General features: G+C 68.1%; 24 protein-coding genes and 1 pseudogene. 9 read left to right on the forward strand and 16 right to left on the reverse strand.

Going from position 1 to position 19,962, the window contains the following annotated elements; genetic code table 11:
• The first annotated feature begins 103 nt into the window (after positions 1-103).
• The 6 genes from ACY34J_RS23785 to ACY34J_RS23810 all read left to right on the forward strand — a co-directional run bounded on the left by ACY34J_RS23785 (position 104) and on the right by ACY34J_RS23810 (position 4,793).
• Positions 104-1,729 (forward strand): aromatic/alkene/methane monooxygenase hydroxylase/oxygenase subunit alpha, encoded by a 1,626-nt coding sequence (locus tag ACY34J_RS23785; RefSeq protein WP_462728649.1) that lies wholly within the window; start codon positions 104-106, stop codon positions 1,727-1,729.
• A 131-nt stretch (positions 1,730-1,860) separates the two neighbouring features.
• Positions 1,861-2,106 (forward strand): toluene-4-monooxygenase system B family protein, encoded by a 246-nt coding sequence (locus tag ACY34J_RS23790; protein ID WP_462728650.1) that lies wholly within the window; start codon positions 1,861-1,863, stop codon positions 2,104-2,106.
• A complete protein-coding gene (locus ACY34J_RS23795; protein WP_462728651.1) occupies positions 2,103-2,465 on the forward strand; it encodes a Rieske 2Fe-2S domain-containing protein in 363 nt (120 codons plus the stop codon). Before ACY34J_RS23790 ends, ACY34J_RS23795 begins: the two co-directional genes overlap by 4 nt.
• Positions 2,466-2,480: 15 nt before the next feature.
• Complete coding sequence (locus ACY34J_RS23800) at positions 2,481-2,783, forward strand: MmoB/DmpM family protein (RefSeq protein ID WP_462728652.1); 303 nt, start codon at positions 2,481-2,483, stop codon at positions 2,781-2,783.
• 2 nt (positions 2,784-2,785) lie between these two features.
• Positions 2,786-3,793 carry a ferritin family protein gene (locus tag ACY34J_RS23805; RefSeq protein ID WP_462728653.1) on the forward strand — a complete coding sequence of 336 codons (1,008 nt, stop codon included), beginning with the start codon at positions 2,786-2,788 and terminating at the stop codon, positions 3,791-3,793.
• 4 nt (positions 3,794-3,797) lie between these two features.
• Positions 3,798-4,793 carry a 2Fe-2S iron-sulfur cluster-binding protein gene (locus ACY34J_RS23810; RefSeq protein ID WP_462728654.1) on the forward strand — a complete coding sequence of 332 codons (996 nt, stop codon included), beginning with the start codon at positions 3,798-3,800 and terminating at the stop codon, positions 4,791-4,793.
• A gap of 341 nt (positions 4,794-5,134) precedes the next feature.
• On the opposite strand, the gene ACY34J_RS23815 is transcribed toward ACY34J_RS23810, so the two are convergent.
• From ACY34J_RS23815 to ACY34J_RS23885, 15 genes and pseudogenes are all read right to left on the reverse strand, one after another.
• Positions 5,135-5,602 (reverse strand): 2-keto-4-pentenoate hydratase, encoded by a 468-nt coding sequence (locus ACY34J_RS23815; RefSeq protein WP_462728672.1) that lies wholly within the window; start codon positions 5,600-5,602, stop codon positions 5,135-5,137.
• The gene (locus ACY34J_RS23820; RefSeq protein ID WP_462728655.1) at positions 5,593-5,919 is read right to left on the reverse strand and encodes a hypothetical protein; all 327 of its coding nucleotides are present in this window, start codon (positions 5,917-5,919) and stop codon (positions 5,593-5,595) included. The genes ACY34J_RS23815 and ACY34J_RS23820 overlap by 10 nt, the downstream gene beginning before the upstream one ends.
• A gap of 18 nt (positions 5,920-5,937) precedes the next feature.
• Positions 5,938-6,396 carry a GlcG/HbpS family heme-binding protein gene (locus tag ACY34J_RS23825; protein ID WP_462728656.1) on the reverse strand — a complete coding sequence of 153 codons (459 nt, stop codon included), beginning with the start codon at positions 6,394-6,396 and terminating at the stop codon, positions 5,938-5,940.
• A gap of 19 nt (positions 6,397-6,415) precedes the next feature.
• Entirely contained in the window at positions 6,416-7,249 is an 834-nt protein-coding gene (locus tag ACY34J_RS23830) for an alpha/beta fold hydrolase (RefSeq protein WP_462728657.1), read from the reverse strand.
• Between the two features lie 5 nt (positions 7,250-7,254).
• Complete coding sequence (locus tag ACY34J_RS23835; protein ID WP_462728658.1) at positions 7,255-8,313, reverse strand: 2Fe-2S iron-sulfur cluster-binding protein; 1,059 nt, start codon at positions 8,311-8,313, stop codon at positions 7,255-7,257.
• Positions 8,314-8,387: 74 nt separating this feature from the next.
• Positions 8,388-9,302 (reverse strand): catechol 2,3-dioxygenase, encoded by a 915-nt coding sequence (locus ACY34J_RS23840; protein WP_462728659.1) that lies wholly within the window; start codon positions 9,300-9,302, stop codon positions 8,388-8,390.
• Positions 9,302-9,667 carry a 2Fe-2S iron-sulfur cluster-binding protein gene (locus ACY34J_RS23845; protein ID WP_462728660.1) on the reverse strand — a complete coding sequence of 122 codons (366 nt, stop codon included), beginning with the start codon at positions 9,665-9,667 and terminating at the stop codon, positions 9,302-9,304. The genes ACY34J_RS23840 and ACY34J_RS23845 overlap by 1 nt, the downstream gene beginning before the upstream one ends.
• Before the next feature lies 1 nt (position 9,668).
• On the reverse strand, positions 9,669-9,989 hold the full coding sequence (locus tag ACY34J_RS23850) for a phenol hydroxylase subunit P4 (RefSeq protein WP_462728661.1): 321 nt from the start codon (positions 9,987-9,989) through the stop codon (positions 9,669-9,671).
• 5 nt (positions 9,990-9,994) lie between these two features.
• On the reverse strand, positions 9,995-11,527 hold the full coding sequence (locus ACY34J_RS23855) for a YHS domain-containing protein (protein ID WP_462728662.1): 1,533 nt from the start codon (positions 11,525-11,527) through the stop codon (positions 9,995-9,997).
• A gap of 14 nt (positions 11,528-11,541) precedes the next feature.
• A complete protein-coding gene (locus ACY34J_RS23860) occupies positions 11,542-11,838 on the reverse strand; it encodes an MmoB/DmpM family protein (RefSeq protein WP_462728663.1) in 297 nt (98 codons plus the stop codon).
• Positions 11,835-12,866 carry a ferritin family protein gene (locus ACY34J_RS23865; RefSeq protein WP_462728664.1) on the reverse strand — a complete coding sequence of 344 codons (1,032 nt, stop codon included), beginning with the start codon at positions 12,864-12,866 and terminating at the stop codon, positions 11,835-11,837. The genes ACY34J_RS23860 and ACY34J_RS23865 overlap by 4 nt, the downstream gene beginning before the upstream one ends.
• Before the next feature lie 82 nt (positions 12,867-12,948).
• The gene (locus tag ACY34J_RS23870) at positions 12,949-13,368 is read right to left on the reverse strand and encodes a hypothetical protein (RefSeq protein ID WP_462728665.1); all 420 of its coding nucleotides are present in this window, start codon (positions 13,366-13,368) and stop codon (positions 12,949-12,951) included.
• 117 nt (positions 13,369-13,485) lie between these two features.
• Positions 13,486-15,306: a PEP-utilizing enzyme gene (locus ACY34J_RS23875; RefSeq protein ID WP_462728666.1), complete on the reverse strand. Its 1,821-nt coding sequence runs from the start codon at positions 15,304-15,306 to the stop codon at positions 13,486-13,488.
• Between the two features lie 90 nt (positions 15,307-15,396).
• Positions 15,397-16,503: a PEP/pyruvate-binding domain-containing protein gene (locus tag ACY34J_RS23880; RefSeq protein WP_462728667.1), complete on the reverse strand. Its 1,107-nt coding sequence runs from the start codon at positions 16,501-16,503 to the stop codon at positions 15,397-15,399.
• A gap of 783 nt (positions 16,504-17,286) precedes the next feature.
• A pseudogene (locus ACY34J_RS23885) lies at positions 17,287-17,464 on the reverse strand (acyl-CoA dehydrogenase family protein); the annotation flags it as partial.
• Positions 17,465-17,610: 146 nt separating this feature from the next.
• Here ACY34J_RS23885 and ACY34J_RS23890 point away from each other — a divergent pair.
• Positions 17,611-18,090: a VOC family protein gene (locus ACY34J_RS23890; protein WP_462728668.1), complete on the forward strand. Its 480-nt coding sequence runs from the start codon at positions 17,611-17,613 to the stop codon at positions 18,088-18,090.
• A gap of 62 nt (positions 18,091-18,152) precedes the next feature.
• Here the strand turns inward: ACY34J_RS23890 and ACY34J_RS23895 are convergent, their stop codons facing one another.
• Positions 18,153-18,620 carry a VOC family protein gene (locus ACY34J_RS23895; protein ID WP_462728669.1) on the reverse strand — a complete coding sequence of 156 codons (468 nt, stop codon included), beginning with the start codon at positions 18,618-18,620 and terminating at the stop codon, positions 18,153-18,155.
• A gap of 552 nt (positions 18,621-19,172) precedes the next feature.
• Here ACY34J_RS23895 and ACY34J_RS23900 point away from each other — a divergent pair.
• Positions 19,173-19,379, forward strand: a complete 207-nt coding sequence (locus ACY34J_RS23900; protein WP_462728670.1) for an MbtH family NRPS accessory protein — start codon at positions 19,173-19,175, stop codon at positions 19,377-19,379.
• On the forward strand, positions 19,376-19,962 hold a 587-nt coding region (locus tag ACY34J_RS23905; protein ID WP_462728671.1), incomplete at its 3' end, for an ATP-binding protein. The genes ACY34J_RS23900 and ACY34J_RS23905, both read left to right, overlap by 4 nt.

Raw genomic sequence — 19,962 nt, forward strand, 5'->3', positions numbered from 1 at the left:
CGGCAGAGACGAGCTGCTCCTCGCGCTCTTCATCCGGGACCTCCGGTGAATCAGCCGTTCCGCAAGAAGGAACGTCTGGCGCGGACGGGCCGGCGTCCCGTCCATGCTGAGCATCGCCACGAAGAGCACTGCCCGTGGCGGGCGCGGACCCGCTGCCGGATGCGAGTACCGGCGGATGCAGGCCGATGCCGTCGGTGACGAGAAGGGAGAACCCATGCCGGGCCTTGCCCGTTCCGAGTGGTACGACCTCACCCGGGACATGAATTGGAAGCTCTCCTACGTCGAGGAGGACCAGGCGTGGCCTGAGAACCTCTCGAACAGCTTCGGTGTTCCGGCCGAGAGCTGGTGGACGTGGGACGAGCCCTACAAGATCACCTACTCCGAGTACGTCCACAACCAGGTCGGGAAGGACGCCGGGGTGTTCTCGGTGAACAACGTCGTCGGGCGATCGCGGCTGTTCGACGACCTGGACCCGGGCTGGAAGGCGGCGATCACCGCCCACTACGGAGCCATCCCGATCGGGGAGTACCTGGCGGGCATCGCGGAGGCGCGGATGGGCCGCTTCGGCCGAGCCGCGGCCTGGCGCAACATGGCCACCTTCGGCTGCCTCGACGAGACCCGTCACGGCCAGCTGCAGACGTACTTCCCGCACCAGCTGCTGTCCAAGGAGCCGCGGCTGGACTGGGCCCACAAGACGTTCCACACCAACGAGTGGGGCGCCATCGCGGCGCGGAGCCTGTTCGACGACATGTTCACCGCCAACGACGCGGTGTCCACGGCCATCCAGCTCACCTTCACCTTCGAGACCGGCTTCACCAATCTCCAGTTCCTCGGCATGGCGGCCGACGCGATGAAGGTCGGCGACATCGACTTCGGCGCACTCATCTCGTCCATCCAGACCGACGAGGCCCGGCATGCCCAGCAGGGTGAGCCGACGATCAAGGTGCTCGTCGAGAACGGCAAGAAGGACGTCGCCCAGAAGCTCGTCGACCACATGTTCTGGCGGACGTGGAAGGTCTTCTCGCTGCTGACCGGTCTGTCGATGGACTACTACACCCCCCTCGAGCACCGGTCGCACTCGTTCAAGGAGTTCATGGACGAGTTCATCATCAAGCAGTTCCTCGACCAGTTCCGTGACTTCGGTCTCGAGAAGCCGTGGTACTGGGACGAGCACTTCTCCACCGAGCTGAACTGGCTGCACCACGCCTACCACCTCGGCGTGTACTTCTGGCGCCCGACCGTGTGGTGGAACCCGGACGCCGGCGTATCCCCCGAGGAGCGGGACTGGCTGGAGGAGAAGTACCCCGGCTGGAACGACACGTTCGGCAAGTACTGGGACGTCATGGCCGGCAACGTCCGCAAGGGACGGCCCGAGCTGACCCTGCCGGAGACCTTCCCGATGGTCTGCAACATGTGCCACATCCCCGTGTGCACACCCTCCGGCTACCTGACCGGTCACCTGGACAACCCGGCACCCCTGCTGCTCGACCTGGACGGCCGCCGCTACACCTTCTGCTCCGAACCCTGCAAGTGGGTCTTCGAGGAGAGCGCGGACCGCTTCAAGGGCCACCTGGGCATCGTGGACCGCTTCCTGGGCGGACTGATCCAGCCGCCGACGATGGAGGGCGCTCTCGCCTACATGGGTCTCTCCCCCGAGGAGATGGGGCAGGACGCGACCGACTACGAGTGGGCCCACGCGGGTTCACCGGTCAAGCTCGCCGCCTCGTAGTAGCCACCGCCCAGGTGGTGTCCGGTGAGTCACCGGACACCCGACTGGACCAATCCGCATTCGGGCACCGGATTCCGCTTCCGGGTTCCGCGACGCCGGACCCCGGAACCGGAAAGAGAGAAAGGCTGACCATGGCTCTGTTTCCCGTGCAGGGCATATTCGAAGGCGACTTCGTCGTCGTCCTCGTGCCCATTGACGACACCGACCCGATGACGGTCGTCGCCGAGAAGATTGCCCATCACGTGGTGGACCGGCGGGTGGCGCCGCAGGAGCGCCCCATGCGGGTGCGCCACCAGGGGCAGTTCCTGCCTCCGGAGGCGACGGTCGTGGACGCGGGCGTGGCGCCGCTGGACGTGCTGGAAGTCCTCTACTCATGACCGGCGAGATCCGGTGGGTGAGCGCCGTTGAGCGAGAGGAGCTCTGGGAGGGCGACATCCTCGACGTCGAGGTCGAGGACGAGCAGGTTCTGCTCGTGCACCTGGCCGGCGGTGACGTCAAGGCCTACCAGGGCATGTGCCCCCACCAGGAAGTTCTGCTGGCCGACGGCAAGTGGGACGAGGATTCGGCCGTCCTGCTGTGCGGTGGCCACAACTGGGAGTTCGACATGAAGACCGGCGCCGGGCTCAACCCGACCGGATGCCGGCTGTACGAGTACCCCGTCCGGGTCACCGAAGACCAGATCAAGGTCGGTATCCCCCAGGACGGCCTGCGGCACCACAACCGGTTCCAGGCCTAGTGAGGAAGAGCATCCATGGAGCAGACACACGTGAAGATGGTGGGGCCGGTGATCCGCGGGCTTGATGCCAACCTGGCGGACGCCGTGATCGCTGCCATCGAGACGGACAACCCCGGCGCCGACGTCGACGTGGACGACCAGGGCGGATACATCCGCATCGGCGTCCCGCAGCGCTGCCGCATCACCCGGGCGAGCCTCGAAGACGCACTGGGCCGCAAGTTCAACCTTCCTGAACTCGAGCCCGCGCTCTCGGGCTTCGCCGGCCGGATGAAGCTCACGGACGACGAGGTCGTCTGGTACCTCGAAAGGCAGGACTGACCATGGCGACGAGAGAGCGCCGACCGGCGAAGACCTGGACCCTGCTCGGCGACGTCAAGCGCAAGCCGAGCAGCTACGAGGTGACCGCGGCGAAGTTCCACTACCACTTCCGTCGGGAGCCGGCCCCGTTCGAGATCGACCAGCGAGCGCCGATCAACGAGTGGTACACGACATACCGGGAGGGCTCGCCGCTCAACGTCGACGACTGGGAGCGGTTCCGTGACCCGCACAAGCTCACCTACACGGACTACGTGGCGCGCCAGCACGACCGGGAGACCTACCTCGACCTGCTCATCGACCAGCACGAGGACACCAACACCGCCGCCGGTCTCGACCCCGCGTGGGTGAGCACCCTCCGGCGCCTGTACGTGCCGGTCCGGTTTCCCTTGCACGTCCTGCAGATGCACGGTCTGTACGTCGGGCAGATGGCGCCGTCCTCCTTCATCACCAACTGCGCCAACTTCCAGGCCGCGGACGAGATGCGCCGTACTCAGCGCATCGCCTACTGGACGAAGGTGCTGTCCAACGCGCACGGCGAGGAGCTCGCGCAGACGTCGACGGCACGCGGCGCCTGGGAGGACGACGCGGCGTGGCAGCCGCTTCGCGAAGCTCTCGAGCTGCTGCTGACGACGCACGACTGGGGCGAGGCGTTCACCGCTCTCAACCTGGCCGTGAAGCCGACCGTGGACACGCTGCTGAACTCGCAGTTCGCCGGCCTCGCCCGCCGCAACGACGACAACTTCCTCGCGCTGCTGTTCGCCGACTTCGAGCTCGACAGCCGGCGCAGCCGGGACTGGACCGCCGCCCTCGTTCGGTACGCCCTGGAGCGCCGGCCGGAGCTTCGTGACGTTCTGGGGGGCTGGCTCACCGCCTGGCAGCCGCGAGCACGGAAGGCGGTCGAATCCCTGGCCCTGATATTCGAGACCGCTCCTCGGCCCGTGCCCGCGGACCAGGTCGTCGGCGCGGTGGAGGAGCAGCACCGCGCACTCCTCGACGCCTGCGGCCTCTGATCCCATGACGGCGCGGACCCACCGGGTCACCCTGGCGAACACGGGTGAGGCGTTCGAGGTCTGCGAAGGCGACCGGATCCTCGCCGCCGCACGGCGTGCGGGGATCTGGCTCCCCTTCGAATGCGGCTGGGGCAGCTGCGGGACCTGCAAGGTGACCGTCGTCGAAGGCGAGGCCGACCTGCTGTTCCCGGAAGCCCCCGCGGTGAATCCCCGGGACGCGAGGCGGCGGCGCATGGTGACCTGCCAGAGCACGCCGACCTCCGATCTGGTGATCAAGCCATCGTGGGCCGGCGACCAGCCCCGCGCCGAGCTGCCGACCGCGGACCACCGCGCGCGGCTCGTGGAGGTCGAAGAGCTGGGGCCGGAGATCCGCAGGTTCCGCTTCCGGCTCGAACGCGAGGCGGTGTACCGCGCGGGGCAGTACGCCCTTCTCGAGATCGCGCCCGGACTGCGACGCTGCTACTCGATGTCCGGCCTGCCCGGTTCCCCGGTCGTCGAGTTCATCGCCAAGCGGTACGAGGACGGTCCGGGCAGCGAGCAGCTGTTCGTCCTGCCCCTGGGCTGCCACATCCCGGTCGAGTTGCCGTACGGCGACATGTGGCTCAGGGACGGCGACCGCCCCGTCGTCCTCCTGGCCGGAGGCACCGGTATCTCCCCGGTCCTCGCGCTGCTGCGGCAGCTTGCGGCAGCCGGTGACCGACGCCCGGTCCACGTCTTCTACGGCGCGACCACCCGTGCGGAACTGGTCTGCTGGGACGAACTCCGGGCCTTGGCCGAAGGCCTGCCCGACGGCAGTCTCCGCGGGGCGCTGCTGAAGCCGGACACCGACTGGGACGGCGCGACGGGGTTCGTCACCGACGCCCTCTCGCCGTACGCGGACGGTCTGGCCGACAGCGACATCTACCTGGCCGGCCCCCCGCCCATGGTCGACGCCGTTCGCGCGCTGCTGCGTGAGCAGGGGGTCCAGGTCGATCGGGTCCACTACGACAGCTTCGGGTGACACCACCGAGTCTCCCGCGAAGCCGAGTGTGCACAAGGAAACCTGCAACCAAGGCGAACTCTGACGCCAACGGAGGTGTGGAGAGCATGGCCGACCAACTGAAGCTGTTCTCATCCGAATGGTGCGCCGCCGCCAAGGAGGCGGTCAACCGTACGTAACCTCGCCCTCCTCCTCGACGAAACGGCCGCACGCGCCCAACGCATCGAAGCCAAACTCCACCCGCTGCTCCTGATCCCCGCACCCGACAACCGCTGATCCACACAAAATCCCGTCCTCCGCTCTCACCCCGAGAGCGGAGGACGAGGTGGAGGTGGGCAGCGGTTACGGGTGGCAGATCCGCCTCATGTGCATCGTGGACCATTCCGGCCCACGCATACGCTGAACCGCCCGTCGAAGGCCGCGGACACCGTGGCACCAGGGGCCAGCGGTACGGCGGGGGTCAGCCCGCCGGTGATGATGAGGTCCCCGGGCTCGAGCCGGCCGCCGCGGGCAGCCAGTTCGCCCGCGAGCCAGGCCACCGCGTCCGCGGGATGCCCCATCGCAGCCGCCCCCGTGGCTTCGGAGACCAGCCGGCCGTCGCACGCCAGCACGACGTGCACTCCGGCGAGGTCACCACACCCCTTCAGTACCGGTCCGAGCACGACAAAGGCGGCCGACGAACCGTCAGCCGTATTGTCCTCGATCCGAAACCTGTAGTCGCGCCACACCGGGTCGACGACCTCGAGCACGGCACGGGTCTGCGCACAGGAGGCCAGTACCTGATCCCGCGTCGCGCCCGGCGGAACCGGTTCCGAGAGGATTACAGCGATCTCCGGTTCGACCCGGGGTGGACGACTCCGTCACCGATGACGTCCCCGTCGCGCAGCACCATGCGATCGGTGAGCGGCGCGAAATTCGGTCGGTCGACACCCATCTGCTCGCGCATCGCGAGCGAGGTGTAGCCGAGCTTCCAGCCGACCCGTCGCTCCCCGCGCTCGATCCGAGCGGACAGAACACTCGCTTGGATCGCATATGCCTCGTCGAGCGTCAGCGACGTCTCGTCGGAGATCGGGTCCAGCAGCCGGCCGTTGTGCCGCGCCGTGACGATCACATCGGCCCACAGCCGCATGCTCTTCTCCGTTTTCATTCGCCGGCGGGTATTCGCTCAGGGCCGATGGGTGGTTTCCGGCCTCGAAGCGACCTGTGGTGCCGCAGCCGCCGCACCGCGTTCGGCGACCAGCCGGTCCTCTTCGGTGCTTCCCCCCGAGACACCGACCGCCCCGACCACCTCGCCGTCGACGACGACGGGCACACCTCCGCCGAAGACGACGAGGCGATCGGACTTCACCATGCCGTGCAGCAGGGCGGGTTCGTCCTTGATGAGGTCGAACCACTCGTGCGTCGGCAGGCCGAACGCCGCCACCGTGTACGCCTTGTCCTGAGCCAGCTGCGCCGACAGCAGTGGGGCACCGTCCATCCGGCCGAACGCCAGCAGATGACCCGCCCGGTCGGCCACCGCGACGCACATGGGGACACCGAGCGACGACGCCCCGGCCACGGCGGCGTCGACCGCGCTCTGCGCCGCGTCCAGACCGATGGTGCGGGCGTTGATCAGCGCCGTCATACTGCTCTCCTCTGAGTGCTCAGGTTGCCAGGAAGTCGGACACGAGCCGGTTGAACTCCGTGCTCCACTCGATCTGCGTCCAGTGCCCGCACCTGCCGAAGACATGCAGTTGCGAACGCTCGATGAGCTGGTGCAGGCGCAGTGACGCCTCCAGCGGGATCACCTTGTCGTCACGCCCGTGTACCAGGAGTGCCGTGTGCGGCAGCCGCGCGATCTCGTCATCCGGTGTCGCGAGCGCGTCCACCCAGCGCTGCCGCGGCGCCGGGAACATCGATGCGAACGCCTCCTGGAAGCCCGGCTGAATGCTGGCCCGGTAACGCACCTCGGCGAGTTCGTCGGTCAGTAGCTCACGCGAGTGGGCGAACACGTCGAGGATGCGCCGCATGTTCTCCACCGACGGCCGGTATCCCCAGACCGCGTCGAGTCCCGGTGTGATCGGGAACGGCACGCCCACGCTGCCCATGAGCACCAGGCGGTTCACCCGGTCCGGGTGCCTGGCAGCCGTCCGCAGCGCGACCGCACCGCCGAAACTGTTGCCGACCAGCGAAACGCGCGGCATTTCCATCGCGTCGAGGAACCCGACGAGCTGGTCGACCCACGTCGACATGTCGTACGTGACGCCGGCCGGGCGCTCGGTGTAGCCGAAACCGACCATATCGGGGGCGAGCACGCGCAACCGCCGGGCCAGCGCCGGCATCGTCAGCCGCCAGTTGGCGTACGCCGTGACTCCCGGCCCCGATCCGTGGACGAGCACCACGGGCTCGCCCGACCCGGCCTCGAGGTAGTTGGTGCGTATGCCGCTCGCAACCACCGACGAGCCGATCTCGGGCTGCTGCTTCTCCACCGTCGTCACGGACGTCACCTCTTGAGCAGCGGGCTCTTGAGACCGCCGTTCGCCTTGTCGGACTCGTCGAAGAAGTCCTCGCGGTAGATGTCGCGCGGGAACAACCTCTTGCTCATCAACATCTTGATCGCCGCGTCCACCATCGGCGGCGGCCCGCAGACGTAGGCGACACGGCCCCGGCAGCCGGCCATATCGCGGTCGAGCACCTCGGTCACGAGCCCTGCCTCGAAGCCGCCCACCTGCTCCTCCGACAGACACGGCCGGTAGCGGAACCGCTCCGGGTGCTCCTGCTCGAGCCTGCGGAAGAAGCCGACGTCGTAGAGCATGTCCAGGCGGCGCGCCCCTTGATAGAGCGTCAGCCGCTGCTCGCCCTCGCGGGACAGGACGTGCCGGATCATCGACTTGATCGGAGCCAGCCCGGTGCCGCCGGCGATGAGGATCGCCGGCTCCTCCCGCGTCTCGCGGAAGAAAAACCGGCCGTACGGGCCGGAGAGCCGCAGCTGGTCGCTGACGGCCAGGTCCTTGAACACCCAGCCGTCGGTGGCACGCCCGCCCGGCACGCGGCGGACATGCAACTCGATGCGGCGTGGCTCGCCGGGCGGGTTGGCCATCGAATATGTCCTGGTCACCTCGGTGCCAGGGACCGACACCTGCAGGTACTGCCCCGGGTTGAACGCGATGTCGTCATCGAGGTCCACGATCAACCGCCGGGTATCGCGTGCACAGTCCTCGATGCCGGCGACCACGCCGGTGAAGTCGCGGACCGGATGGGTGGTGATGCCCTCCTCGACGTCCACGTCACCCTCGACCGTGACGTCCGACCGGGGCCGGGCGCAGCACAGCAGGGCCTTGCCCTCGTCCCGCTCGAACTCCATGAGTGCGAAGGCCGAGGCCTCCCCGTGGTCCACGTCGCCGTCCAGCACCTCTGCCTTGCAGGTGCCGCACGTGCCATGGGTGCAGGCGTGCGGCAGCCACACGCCGGCGCGCAGGCAGGCATCGAGAATCGTCTGGTCCTCCCGGCAGGAGACTTCCTTCCCGAGCGGCTCAACGGTGACGGTGTACGCAGCAGACATCGCACATCCTCCGGCGAGGGGTGGGGTGCGCAGCCGGGAGCGGGGGAGCGCCCCCGGTCACGCGAGTCATCGGGTCAGGTGAGGACGGTGGTGAACCGCTCGTTCAGTTCGCGGCTGATGTAGAAGATGCCCTTCGCGAGCTGGTCCGGCGTCCAGGTGATGGTCGGGAAGTCGGGGTAGGTGATGTAGCCGCCCGAGAAGACCTCGTTCCGGTTGCCCGACGGATCGAAGAAGTAGATCGTCTCGCCGCGGGTGATGCCGTGCCGGGTCGGCCCCACGTCGATGGACACGTCGTCCATCGAGAACAGGTCACCGGCGTGACGGATCTCGTTCCAGTCGTTGAGCCAGTAGGCGAAGTGGTGCAGCTTGCCGTTGGGACCCTTGATGAACGCGATGTCATGCGGGGTGTTCGTGCAGAACATCCACGAGCCGATCAGATCGGCGTCCTTGTCCAGCCCGGTGACGACGCGCTCGGAGGGCTTGAAGTCGAGGCACTCGGCGAAGAACCGCTCGAGCGTCGCAGGGTCCTCACAGGCGACGAGCGCGTGGTCGATGCGCGGCACACCGACGCCGACGAGGTGGCGCGGGAACGGGTCGGGGTTGAGCGACCCGGTCTCCGTGCCGGCGAAGTCCATCTCGGAGTACAACTCGAGCACGTGCTCCGACGGCAGCACGACGCGGATGCCGTCGCCGACGGAGAGGTTCTCGCCCTTGCTCATCCGCTCGGTGACCGCGCCGAAGGACTGGATGCGGTTCTCGAACCTCGCGATGTCGTCGGGCGTCTCGCACTTGTAGCCGAGCTTGACCAGCCCGACGCCGCCTTCTTCGAGGACGACCGAGTGGTGGTCGTACTCGTCCCACGCCTTGAGGAACAACTTGCCCGGCTCCTCGGCGACGACCCGCATCCCCAGGGTGTCGACGTAGTGCCTCCGGGACTCCTCGAGGTCCGTGACACGCGTGTGCACGTACCCCAGTCGCATGACACCCATCAGTTCCTTCCCTTCTGTTCGGAGGTGTTGCCGCTCGACCCGCCCTGGACCGCTGCCGCCAGGAACGGCGCCACGCATCGCAGCCGGTCGTCCTCGCGGAGGCGGATCACCGAGTCGGCGACGGGGACCGCCCGGCAGGACAGACACGCACCGGCGGCACGCTCGTCCGGAGTGAGAACCTCGGCGGACACCGTCACCGGGTAGTCGACCTCGCCCTCGACGAGGTCGACCTTGCAGATCCCGCAGCCGCCGCGCTTGCAACCGACGCGGTAGGCATAGCCGGAGCGGAAGAGCCCGCTGAGGATCGGCTCGCGCTCGCGCAGTTCCACCGTCACGTCCGCTCCGGCCACGGTCAGTCGCGCCACGTCACACCTCGAAGGTGAGCAGGCTCTTGTGCCCGACGCCCAGATCGGCAAGCGACCGGTGCGGCTCGGGCGACAAGGGCGCGTCGTCGAGCGTCCAAGAGCGAGCCGAACCCGGTACGAAGCCGGGGTCCGACGCGGCCCACGGCTCGACCACTCCGGCGATGAAGTCAGCCCATGCCATGGCCTTCGGTGCGCGGAAGCAGGCCGCAGCGCAGAACGTCATGTTGTTCCGCCAGAGCACGTGCACGAGCTGGTCCTCGCCGTACAGCTCCTGCCGGGAGCGAGAGGGGAACTCGTACGCTCCGATCGATCGCACCGCCATCGTGCTCAGCTCCCCTCAGCCGTCGAAGCGGCGGCCGGCTCGCTCGTGTGCCAGCGCTGCCAGTCGAGGTGGTCGAGCGACCCGATGTACTCGCCGTTGTCACCGTCCTGCAGGCCGTACCAGGCGAGGACTTCGGGCACCGAGGGGCCGCCGCAGTTGCCCTGGTAGATCTGGTGCACCGGCATCCAGGCCTGGACGTACTTCTCCGGCTCCCGGTCGAAGACCCACTTGCAGCCGTCCGAGCAGAAGTCGAACCGTTCGCCGTTGTGGACGCTGTGCCGCTGGCAGAGCGTCCTGGGGTCACCGGGTTCGGTGAACACCATGGGGATCTGGCAGGTCTGGCACAGCTGAGGCAGCCCCTGGAAGAAGAACCGCCCGCCACCGTCGACGATCTCCTGCGCCCTGTCCCAGCGCGGCTTGTAGAGCGTGGGGAACGTGTCCGGGTACTGCTCGGCCAGCCACGCCTGCTCGCCGGCCTCGGGCACGGTGGTCGTGAACCCCGCGGCGAAGGAGAAGGAGTACAGCGTCCAGTAGACCTGGTGACTCAGCACGTCCTTCTCGCCGACCGCGTGCTCGACGTGGCGCGGCGGCCTGATGCCGTAGAACTCCAGGTCCTTGAAGAGGCCGCCCAGCATCTGCTCCTCGAAGTAGAGCTCGAACGCCTCCTTCCAGCTCATCACCTTCCGGGGAAGCATGTAGTCGAGCATTCCGGCGACGAGCGCGGTGACCCGGTACCCGCGCCAGAACCACTTGTCGATCCACTCCTGCACGATCGGGACGTTGTCCTCGTCCTGCTCGAGCAGGAACTTGATGGCCTCGAGGCCCAGCGTCATGTGACGGCTCTCGTCGCTCTGCGCGGAGAAGCCGAAGGTCATCGACGGCAGATCGCCGTTGAAGCTGGCACCGCTCATGAACGGGACGAACAGCAGATTGGTCAGCAGGTACTCGAACGAGAACCCGATGGCGATGAGGAACTCGAACGGCCCGGCCGAGATCGCGTCGTCGAAGAACGACTTCGGCACCGAGAGGTACCACACGCGGTCGTGCATCTTGCTCCACGAGTGCAAGCCACCGTAGTACTTGTTGTAGTTCGACAGCGTGTGGATCTCGGTCTGCAGATGACGCAGTTCGTCTATCGACTGGCACAGCGCGGCGAACCGCGGGCCGGGTCCGTTGAAGTGGCGGGCGAGATAGGCGAAGTTGCGGTGCGCCTGGTACTCCAGCGGAGTCACGCCCTGCAGGAACAGCTTCATCGCATTCAGGTAGCGGGCGTCCGAGAGCGTGAGGTGACCCTGCGACTGCGCGAAGCCGTCGAGCACGGCGTAGAGCCGTTTGTCCTTCTCCGCCTGGTACTTGCAGTATGCGTCGATCGTGAGCCGGAACGGGTCCTCCCACTTCGACCAGTCGTGAATCTTGATGCCCTCGAACCTCGTGTGCGGGAACAGTTGGTCCTCGCTCACGTAGGACGGCGCCCAGTCGAGGTCACGCGTCAGCGCCGAGTAGCGCTGCTTCATGGAGAGCTTCTTGGTGTTGGCCATCGTCGGTCGGCTCCTCAGTGGTCCCACTTGATGACGATTTCGTCGTCATCCCACTCGGCGATGTGGCCGTAGTACGAGACGATCGCGAGCTGGAACTCGTGGGTCTCCCACGGGCGGCCGAGCAGGTCCTCGACGGTTTCCCGGCGGACGACGAGGCGTCCGGGGGCCTGGATCTTCACGAGTCCGGGCAGGTAGCTGACGGTGGCGTCCTGGTTGTCACGCTCGATCGCCTCGACGACGCGACGGGTGTCCTCCGTGGACTCCTGAAGATCGACGCCGACCTTGCGGACACCGGTGGATGGGGTGGTCATGCCGTCTCCTCGGAGTTCGTCGCGGTCTCCTGGCCCATGTCCAGCGCGGCGGTGAGCTCTTCGGCCGCCAGCCGCACGGCGTCGACGGCGTTCGCGTCGACGACTCGGTCGATCGCGGCGGCCAGCGCGGTGACCGCCTCGATGACCTGCGGCAGACGCGCGGCCACGATGCTTCCGAGTACCGTGCGATTGGCGGCGGCGTGCTGCTCGTCCGCGAGCCACGCGGCGGTCAGCGCGTCGACCCAGCGACGGTGGTCGGCGAACCAGGCGGTGAAGTGCTGCGCCACGAGGCTGTACGCCCCGGCGCCGCTGAACAGGGCAGCCTCGTCGAGGTGGTGGTACAGCAGCGGGTAGAGCAGCCGGTCGACGAGGTCGAATCCGATGACCCCGGTGGCCCAGTCCGGCTCGATCAGCAGTTCCTCCACCAACCGGCGCAGGCCCTGCATGCTGTCGTCGTCGACCCACGCCCGCTTCGCGTCGGCGAGAGCGTCCGCCGTGCCACCCGCGGCCGCGATGCCCACGCGGCTGAGCAGCTGCGCGTTGCCGATGCGGTCGAAGGCGGCATACGACAGGCACTGTTCCACCGTCGTGCCGTACGCGAACCTGGCGCCGTTCACGGTCACCAGCTGCGCACCGGATTCGTAGTGGCGCAGGGGCACCATCAGCCGGGTCACCAGCGTGCGCCAGCTCTCCGGAAGCCGGTCGAACAGGTCGTGCTTCTCGAGGTACTCCAGTGTCTTGCCGAACGCATCGTGCAGCTGCGCCCGCGACGTGACATACGGCGCGTAGTAATACTGCCGGGGGTCGGTGAAGGAGTACGGATCGGTCAGCTTCAGCGCGGAGTAGTCCTCGTCATACAGCTCGTGCGCCGGGTCCCACAGGGGGCGGTAGTGGAAGTGCTCCGTCGCCTGCACGTCGATGGTGCCTTCCTCGTACCGGGTCGCCGTGCGGTCGCCGTACCGGTCGATGAGGTTCTGGAACGTCTTGCGCCGCGGCTCGATCACCTGCTGGCGCAGCTCGTACTGCACGCTTCCTCCTTGGGTTGACTGTGACTGTGTGCCGGCCCCCAGCGGGCCCGCCGCGGCGTCCCGCGAGGGGGAACGGATCCGCTCAGCCAGTCGGCCCGCCGGCGACGTCCGGATCGACAAGGAGCAGGAGGAGCAGCGTCTCCACCTCCTGCGGGCCGGACAACTCCCGGGGCTGGCTGGTGCCCACCCCGCTGCCGAGCAGCCGGCCCAGGGCACGGCCCCGGGTGAATCGCGTGACCACCCGGGCGCAGCGATCTCGATAGCGCAGCCGGAATCCGAGCCAGCCGTCGGCGAGCTCGTCCTCGAGCGTGATCAGCTCGCCCCGGTCGGCGAGTACGGCGTTGGCCTCCGACACCAGCTGCTCCGCCAGCGACCTGATCAGGACCTGGTTGTCGGCCCCGATGCCCGCGGGCTTCGGCACGCTGGGCGTGGTCGTCGGTCGGAGCGCCTCGTCGGGAAATTCGCCGACGATGTCGGCCACACGAGCCATGAAGGGCGTCATCGCGATCTCCTCACCAGCAAGCGGCGGCAGCCCCCGTCGCCAGCGATACGATGCGCCGTCTTCCCCCTCCACCGGTGCGGACGTTCCGCGGCGCGGAACACCGGCCGGAGACCCGGGTCAGTCGAGAACGGTGACGACGCCGCGGGAGCCGTCCACCCGGAGGCGCTGCCCGGTCTTGATGGCCGAGGAGGCCGTGCCCGTGCCGATGACGGCGGGCAGGCTGTACTCCCGGCACACGATGGCGGCGTGCGACATCATCCCGCCGATGTCGGTGACCGTGGCGCGGATCCTGCCGAACACGGGGCCCCAGCTCGGCGCGGTGACCGGGGCCACCAGGATCTCGCCCTCCTGGACGGTCCCGAGCTGTTCCGGTCCGGTGATGACGCGGGCCACCCCCTCCACGACGCCGGGGGACGCGGCCATGCCCGTGAGCCCGTCGGCGTCGCCGGGATCGCCGAGCCAGGAGGCGATCCGGTCCGAGGTGATGCCCCAGAGCATGATGGTGAAGGGCTCGGTGATGACCCGCGGCGGCTTGTTCAGCGCGGGCTCGGGGCGCGTGCTGGCGAGGGCGTCGACGATGGCCTTGCGACGGGCGATTTCCTTGGGCCAGTACGACGGCCCCACCGCGGGCGCGCCGGCTGCCCACGCGTTGGCGTAGTCGAACAGGGCCTGGCGGGCCTCGTCACGGCGGAGGTAGAGCAGGTCGTCGGGTTCATTCCAGAATCCGGCCTGGTGGAGCATGCGGGACAGCTCGCGGACCTTGCGCCAGAAGACACCCATGGTCCAGTGCTCGATGTAGAAGTTGTGGTTCTCGACGTACGGATAGACCGTGCGGGCCAGGCCGAGCTTGGCCTCGAACTCGGCCCTGGGACCGTCATCGAGCAGCTCGCCGTACTCGGTGGTGATCCGCTCCCGCTCCACGATCAGTTCCGCGACAGGGCGGTCGATGTCGTCGCCGCGTTCCAGGCGGCCGACGTAGTCGGCGATATAGCCGAGAGGAATGGACGGGTGGTCCAGCCAGTACTGGTCGGAGCCGTAGAAGCCGTTGCCGGAGGTGAAGTTGAACCAGGGCTGCTTGGTCTTCTCCCACGCCGTCAGCCACTGGTCGCCTCCTGGGGCCGTCGCGACGGCGGACAGGCACTCACCGGCGTCCTCGGAGCTGCGCACCGCGTCGGCGATGCCCAGCGAGACCGCGAGCTTCGCCAGTGATTTGAGTTCGTCGTCGGGACGGAACAGTTCCATGTCGACGCCTTGGACCATCATGGCGATCCCCTGGTCGGGAATGCCCGGGAACTGCTGCTTGCAGAACTCGAAGAAGTCCAGGTAGGCGGCGTAGCCGAGGTTGAGGAACTCCATGTGGTACTGCCAGTTGCGGTAGCACAGCTCGATCAGCTTGTCGTAGCCGTTGAACAGGCCGGCGCTGCCATCGAGGCCGAGACCGGACTCGACGTCCGCGAACGGCACCGCGTCAGGCAGGGGGGTGAAGCTCAGCTCCTCGATTTCGGCGATGGTGCCGAGCACCTTCCGCTTCCAGTTCTCCAGCAGCGTCTCCCAGTTGGCGTAGTAGTGCCCGGCGCGCCGGAGGAACTCCGGAGCCCGGGCCGGAATCTCCTCGGGCGGTACGGCGACGGGGCTCAAGTACACGTATCCGTTGTGGACCCGGTATTCGATGCCGTTGGCGGACGGAACGAGGAAGTGCCGGGTGTTGTACTGGCCCAGAGCGCGCACGGCGAACTCGACGCCGATGGTCTCGAACGGCTTGAGGGCGACCGGCCAGTGCTGGCTGTCGCAGAACCAGAACTTGCGCTCCTCGCGCTCACGCAGGTCCGGCTGGAAAACCAGGTGGTAGGGGTAGAGCTGCTCCCATCCTTCAGCCCCTGCCGGTGCGGCGAGCTCGTAGGGGCTGGGGAACCGGGTCCGGCTCGGCATGCTCGACATGCACCTACGTCCTTCTGAGCGGCGGAAGATGGGCCAGGGCGGTGGTGCGGGGGTGCGGGCTGCGGGGATTGGGTGACGGCCTGGAGCTCGTCAGGGGTTGTCGTCAGGGCCTTCCTCATGGGTATGCCCGCCGTGGGGCAACTGACCGAGCAGAGTCCTGAGGATGCTGTGCGCGCCCGCCCCCGCCGAAGCGGCGGGGGAGGTCCGGGCCCGGCGGCTCCACACGGTTTCCGGGCGGCTCTGCAGCAGCACCACGTTGCCCGGGGACGGGAGGCCGGCGTCGATGGCCCATTCGACGTCCTGCGGGTTCCGGTAGTGCTTCTCGGCGGCCTTGGCCAGCCGTGCCACCTCGACGACCTCGTCGGGAGTCAGGCACCGTTGCGCGCGCCGCGTCCCGTCGACCGGGCGCCTGACCAGGGTGCGCCCAGCGGCGTCGGCGACCAGTTCCTCGGCCTTGACCGAGACGGTCGTGCAGACGGGCGTCAGCATGACCTTGTCGACCACGTAGTTGTCCGGGGTCACCTCGCCGGAGACGACCAGCTCCCCGATACCCCAGCTCGCGTCGATGACGATCTTCGAGCGGTCCCCGTTGACCGGGTCCAGGGTCATCGCCACTCCCGCCACCCGGGCATTGACCATCTTCTGCACGACGACGGCCATGGACAGGCCCTCGGCGGCGATGCGGTTGCGCCCGCGATAGGTGAGGGCGCGGGAGCTGTACAGGCCCGCCCAGCACCGCCGGACGGCATCCAGCACCGCGTCCGCACCTGTCACCCACAGGCAGGTGTCCTGCTGCCCGGCGAAGCTGGCGTCCGGGAGGTCCTCCGAGGTCGCGCTCGATCGCACGGCGACCGGGACCTCGGTACCGCATGCCGCGCACAGGGCGTCGTAGGCGTCGTACAGCGCGGTCCGGATGCCGCCGGGCACGGGCTGCTCCCGCAGGACCTTGCGGATCGCGGCGCTGCCCGTGTCCACCGCGTTCACGTCGTCGAGGTCGATGGCGGCGATGGTCCGGTCCACCCAGTCACCGAGGCCGCCCCGGGCCAGGACGGCGTCGAACGCCTCGGTGGTGACCGCGAATCCGGGCGGTACGGGGGCCCGGGCGGCGGTCATCGCCGCGAGGCCGGCGCCCTTCCCGCCGAGGAGGACGGGGTCGATGTCGTGGCCGCTGTCGAGGTGAAAGACGTAGGGGCTCATGGACTGGCCCTCCCGCTAGGCGGTTCACCCGGAGCTTGCCACGGCCGTAGTCAGCCCTCAATATCGCGAACAAGAAGATCATCATCCACGGCTGGTCACCGCCCGCCTGAGTCTGCTGCCCCTCGCAGCCGATACGGCGAGCGTTCCCGGTCACGCGGCGGCCTACCGTGGAGGCATGAGCGAGATCGTCGTCGTGTACGAACTCGACAAACCCGTTACATCGCGTGCCTCCCCAGGGGCATCGCGTGGTGGGAAACAGCCTGTCCGCCGGGTGCACGCGGCACCCGCCGCCCCGGGAACGCCCACGGCAACCGGACCACGGACCCTCTGCGGCAGGGACACCTTCGCCATGGCGACCGCCGATTGGAAGCCGTCTGAACCCTCTGGGGCACCGTGGTACCCACCGGAGTACGCATCCGTGATCTGCCTCGACTGCGATGCCGTGATCGAGACCTGACCGGTATACCCGTCTCCCTGACGTCGCTGCTCATCCGGAATGCGCAAGCGTCCGCCTCCACGAGTGAGTCATACGCGGCTACTGCGCAACGCACAGCCGTGACCGGCCGCGCTTCCATCCGCTGACCTGCGTTTACCTGGGAGAACCGCCCCAAACAATCTCGACGGCCCCGGCCATTACCTCTTCAGGCCAGGCCGCCGTTGGCCTGTCGGCGATCGCTGGGGTTCGGCCCGGGCGCCCCGCTGTGTGCGGTGCCCGGTGCCGGGCTTGCCGTTGTGCCCACCTGTCCGAGACGCCGGCCGCAGGCGACCGGTGCCGCAGGCGACCGGCGCCGGGAGGTCGACCAGGGCCGCGAGCGAGGCCTGGTGGTGGCCGGGGGTACCGAGCGCGATCTGGTCGCTTGGCGCGCTTGAGGAACAGATGCACGGGCAACTCCCAGGTCATGCCGATGCCGCCGTGCAGCTGAAGGCACTCCTCCGCGGCCCGGACGGCGACCGCGCCGCAGTGCGCCCTCGTAACGCCCCGCGACAGGTGTGGCGGGAATGCCGCGTCGCCGACGCCCTGGCATTGTCAGTGCCCCGAGGGACGATGTTGCGGTAAGAGACCGGTCGGTACGGGTACCACACACCCGCGATCAAGGAGGGATCAAGATGAGCACCGACGCGCTCACCACATGCCTGTGGTTCGACGGGCAAGCCGAAGAGGCAGCCAACCACTACGTCTCGATCTTCAAGAACTCCAAGCTCGGAAGAGTCAGCCGCTACACCGATGCCGGGCCGGGTCCCGCAGGCACGGTCATGGTGGTCGAGTTCGAGCTGAACGGCCAGAAGTTCGTCGCACTGAACGGTGGGCCGGAGTTCACGTTCAACGAAGCCATTTCGTTCCAGATCCGCTGCAGTGACCAGGACGAGGTGGACTACTACTGGACCAAGCTCACCGAGGGTGGCCAGGAAGTCGCCTGCGGTTGGCTGAAGGACAAGTACGGCGTGTCCTGGCAGGTCGTTCCCACCGTGCTCATCGACATGATCAGCGATCCGGACCCGGAGAAGGCGAAGCGGGCCACCGAGGTCATGCTCTCGATGACCAAGTTCGACATCGCCGCACTCCAGAAGGCCTACGCGGGGGAGTGACCAGCGGGCGCGGCAGGCCGGCCAGTGCGCCTGTACGACCACCCGGCCGGCGCAGGTGAGCCTCAGGCGGAGCCCATCAGCTCAGCCGCCCGCCGTGCCAACTCCTCCGGCGCAACATCCTCGATGTGCGTGGAGACGTTCCAGCGGTGGCCGAACGGGTCCTCGAACTGACCGGACCTGTCCCCGTAGAACTGGTTCTGCACTGGCTGAATCGGATGTGCTCCCGCGCTCACCGCCTGCTCGAAGACGGTGTTCACGTCCTCCACGTATACGTGCAGGGTCACGGGTGTGCCGCCGATCGACTTCGGACCACGCATGCCCATGTCGGGGTACTCGTCGGCGAGCATGATGACGGACTCCCCGAGCCGCAGTTCGGCGTGGCCGATCTTGCCGCCGGGTTCCGCCATCCGCACCCGTTCGGTCGCGCCGAACACGGCACTGTAGAAGTCGATGGCCGCCGCGGCGTCGTGCACGCACAGATACGGCGAGACCCGAGGGTAACCCTCCGGAACAGGATTGACGCTCACCATGCCACCTCCCTCGGCACTGCTGCCCTCAACGACCAGCGTGGCACGGCTGCCGAGGCCCCGCAGTTTGAGCCGGACGCGCCCCGAACTCGGGCGGGCGTGCCGACCGGCCATCGAGCCCGTCCTGCCTGCCCGTCCTGCCTGCCCGGCGCCCACGCGGCGTCGAGGTCTTCAGGGACGGTGCGAGTAGTTGACCGCTGTGAGAAGGATCTGGTGCTCTGCGGTGAACCAGCGGGGCTGGATCTCCGTGAGAGATAGTGAGCTGCGCGGTGGACCTGGTGGAGCAGGAACCCCCGGCAGCTTCCCGAGCACCACTGGCGGCTCGGGAGGGTGGCCGCTTCGACTCCCGTTCCCCCGTCGATCGGAGCGGCCACTCAATCGTGCCCTGAAACCGCTCGCTCAACCCTGCCGGCGCCTGTAGGGGCGGATTGCGGCCTTGAACTCTGCAGTGCCCCATTCCGTGTTGGTGAGTGTGGGGATGGCCCGGCGTCCAGGGGCCGCTGGGCCACCCCCCACCATCGCCGGGAACGCCCCGACACGGAACGGAGATCAGCGATGCGCTATGCGAGCCAGAGCGGGGACGGAACCTTTCTACTGCTGGAGAACGGCCAGAATCAGTACTGCCTCTGGCCGGCCGACGTTCCCATCCCCCGAGGGTGGGTCCCCGTTCTGCGGACCGGCGACCGCAAGGAATTCATCGACTCCGTGCTCGCCGAGGTGCCCGAGATCCGGCCCGTGACCTTCGTCAAGAGCGCATCATGAGCGAATGTCCGTCGCCGGCGTCGGCCGGCTGCACCGAGGCCGACCAATGGGTCTGCGACATCCACATCGATGCGCAACGATGGATGGTCCGCGTCGTCCGGGCCGCGCTGCGGGCAGCGCTCCACGAGCGTCACTCGCCTCAATTCACCGATATGGCATGCCTGCTGGCCACGGAGATCGTCGGCAATGCGCTCGTCCACACCGAGCAGCCGGTCCTGGTCCGGCTGCGAGGCGACGGCTGCGTTCTGCGGTGCGCGGCGCGTGACCAGGTCCCGTTGCTGCCCATGACGCGGCCGGCCGGCGCGGAGGACGAGAGCGGACGCGGGCTGATGCTCGTGGATGCCTGCGCGACTCGCTGGGGCGTACGGCGGGCTCCTGACGGCTCGGGCAAGGAAGTCTGGTTCGAACTGGAGGAGCACAGGGGCACCGACCGTGGCCACTGCGATGCCGACGGTCCGAAGGCGACTGTGGCGGATATTCGCCGTTCGTCCCCGTCCCTTTCCACCGCACGGACGCTCCCGCCGCGCGATGAGGGCGCGGCTTCGTGGCGCCGCTCGCCTGCCGTGGAGGTCTGGGCCACCCC

This window comes from Streptomyces sp. HSS9-12 (assembly GCF_054963655.1).

Excerpts from the sequence above, each read along its gene's own strand:
- ACY34J_RS23785 (WP_462728649.1), top strand. The coding sequence starts at position 104 with ATGCTGAGCATCGCCACGAAGAGCACTGCCCGTGGCGGGCGCGGACCC.
- ACY34J_RS23790 (WP_462728650.1), top strand. The coding sequence starts at position 1,861 with ATGGCTCTGTTTCCCGTGCAGGGCATATTCGAAGGCGACTTCGTCGTC.
- ACY34J_RS23795 (WP_462728651.1), top strand. The coding sequence starts at position 2,103 with ATGACCGGCGAGATCCGGTGGGTGAGCGCCGTTGAGCGAGAGGAGCTC.
- ACY34J_RS23800 (WP_462728652.1), top strand. The coding sequence starts at position 2,481 with ATGGAGCAGACACACGTGAAGATGGTGGGGCCGGTGATCCGCGGGCTT.
- ACY34J_RS23805 (WP_462728653.1), top strand. The coding sequence starts at position 2,786 with ATGGCGACGAGAGAGCGCCGACCGGCGAAGACCTGGACCCTGCTCGGC.
- ACY34J_RS23810 (WP_462728654.1), top strand. The coding sequence starts at position 3,798 with ATGACGGCGCGGACCCACCGGGTCACCCTGGCGAACACGGGTGAGGCG.
- ACY34J_RS23820 (WP_462728655.1), bottom strand. The coding sequence starts at position 5,919 with ATGAAAACGGAGAAGAGCATGCGGCTGTGGGCCGATGTGATCGTCACG.
- ACY34J_RS23825 (WP_462728656.1), bottom strand. The coding sequence starts at position 6,396 with ATGACGGCGCTGATCAACGCCCGCACCATCGGTCTGGACGCGGCGCAG.
- ACY34J_RS23835 (WP_462728658.1), bottom strand. The coding sequence starts at position 8,313 with ATGTCTGCTGCGTACACCGTCACCGTTGAGCCGCTCGGGAAGGAAGTC.
- ACY34J_RS23840 (WP_462728659.1), bottom strand. The coding sequence starts at position 9,302 with ATGGGTGTCATGCGACTGGGGTACGTGCACACGCGTGTCACGGACCTC.
- ACY34J_RS23850 (WP_462728661.1), bottom strand. The coding sequence starts at position 9,989 with ATGGCGGTGCGATCGATCGGAGCGTACGAGTTCCCCTCTCGCTCCCGG.
- ACY34J_RS23855 (WP_462728662.1), bottom strand. The coding sequence starts at position 11,527 with ATGGCCAACACCAAGAAGCTCTCCATGAAGCAGCGCTACTCGGCGCTG.
- ACY34J_RS23860 (WP_462728663.1), bottom strand. The coding sequence starts at position 11,838 with ATGACCACCCCATCCACCGGTGTCCGCAAGGTCGGCGTCGATCTTCAG.
- ACY34J_RS23870 (WP_462728665.1), bottom strand. The coding sequence starts at position 13,368 with ATGACGCCCTTCATGGCTCGTGTGGCCGACATCGTCGGCGAATTTCCC.
- ACY34J_RS23875 (WP_462728666.1), bottom strand. The coding sequence starts at position 15,306 with ATGTCGAGCATGCCGAGCCGGACCCGGTTCCCCAGCCCCTACGAGCTC.
- ACY34J_RS23880 (WP_462728667.1), bottom strand. The coding sequence starts at position 16,503 with ATGAGCCCCTACGTCTTTCACCTCGACAGCGGCCACGACATCGACCCC.
- ACY34J_RS23890 (WP_462728668.1), top strand. The coding sequence starts at position 17,611 with ATGAGCACCGACGCGCTCACCACATGCCTGTGGTTCGACGGGCAAGCC.
- ACY34J_RS23895 (WP_462728669.1), bottom strand. The coding sequence starts at position 18,620 with ATGGTGAGCGTCAATCCTGTTCCGGAGGGTTACCCTCGGGTCTCGCCG.
- ACY34J_RS23900 (WP_462728670.1), top strand. The coding sequence starts at position 19,173 with ATGCGCTATGCGAGCCAGAGCGGGGACGGAACCTTTCTACTGCTGGAG.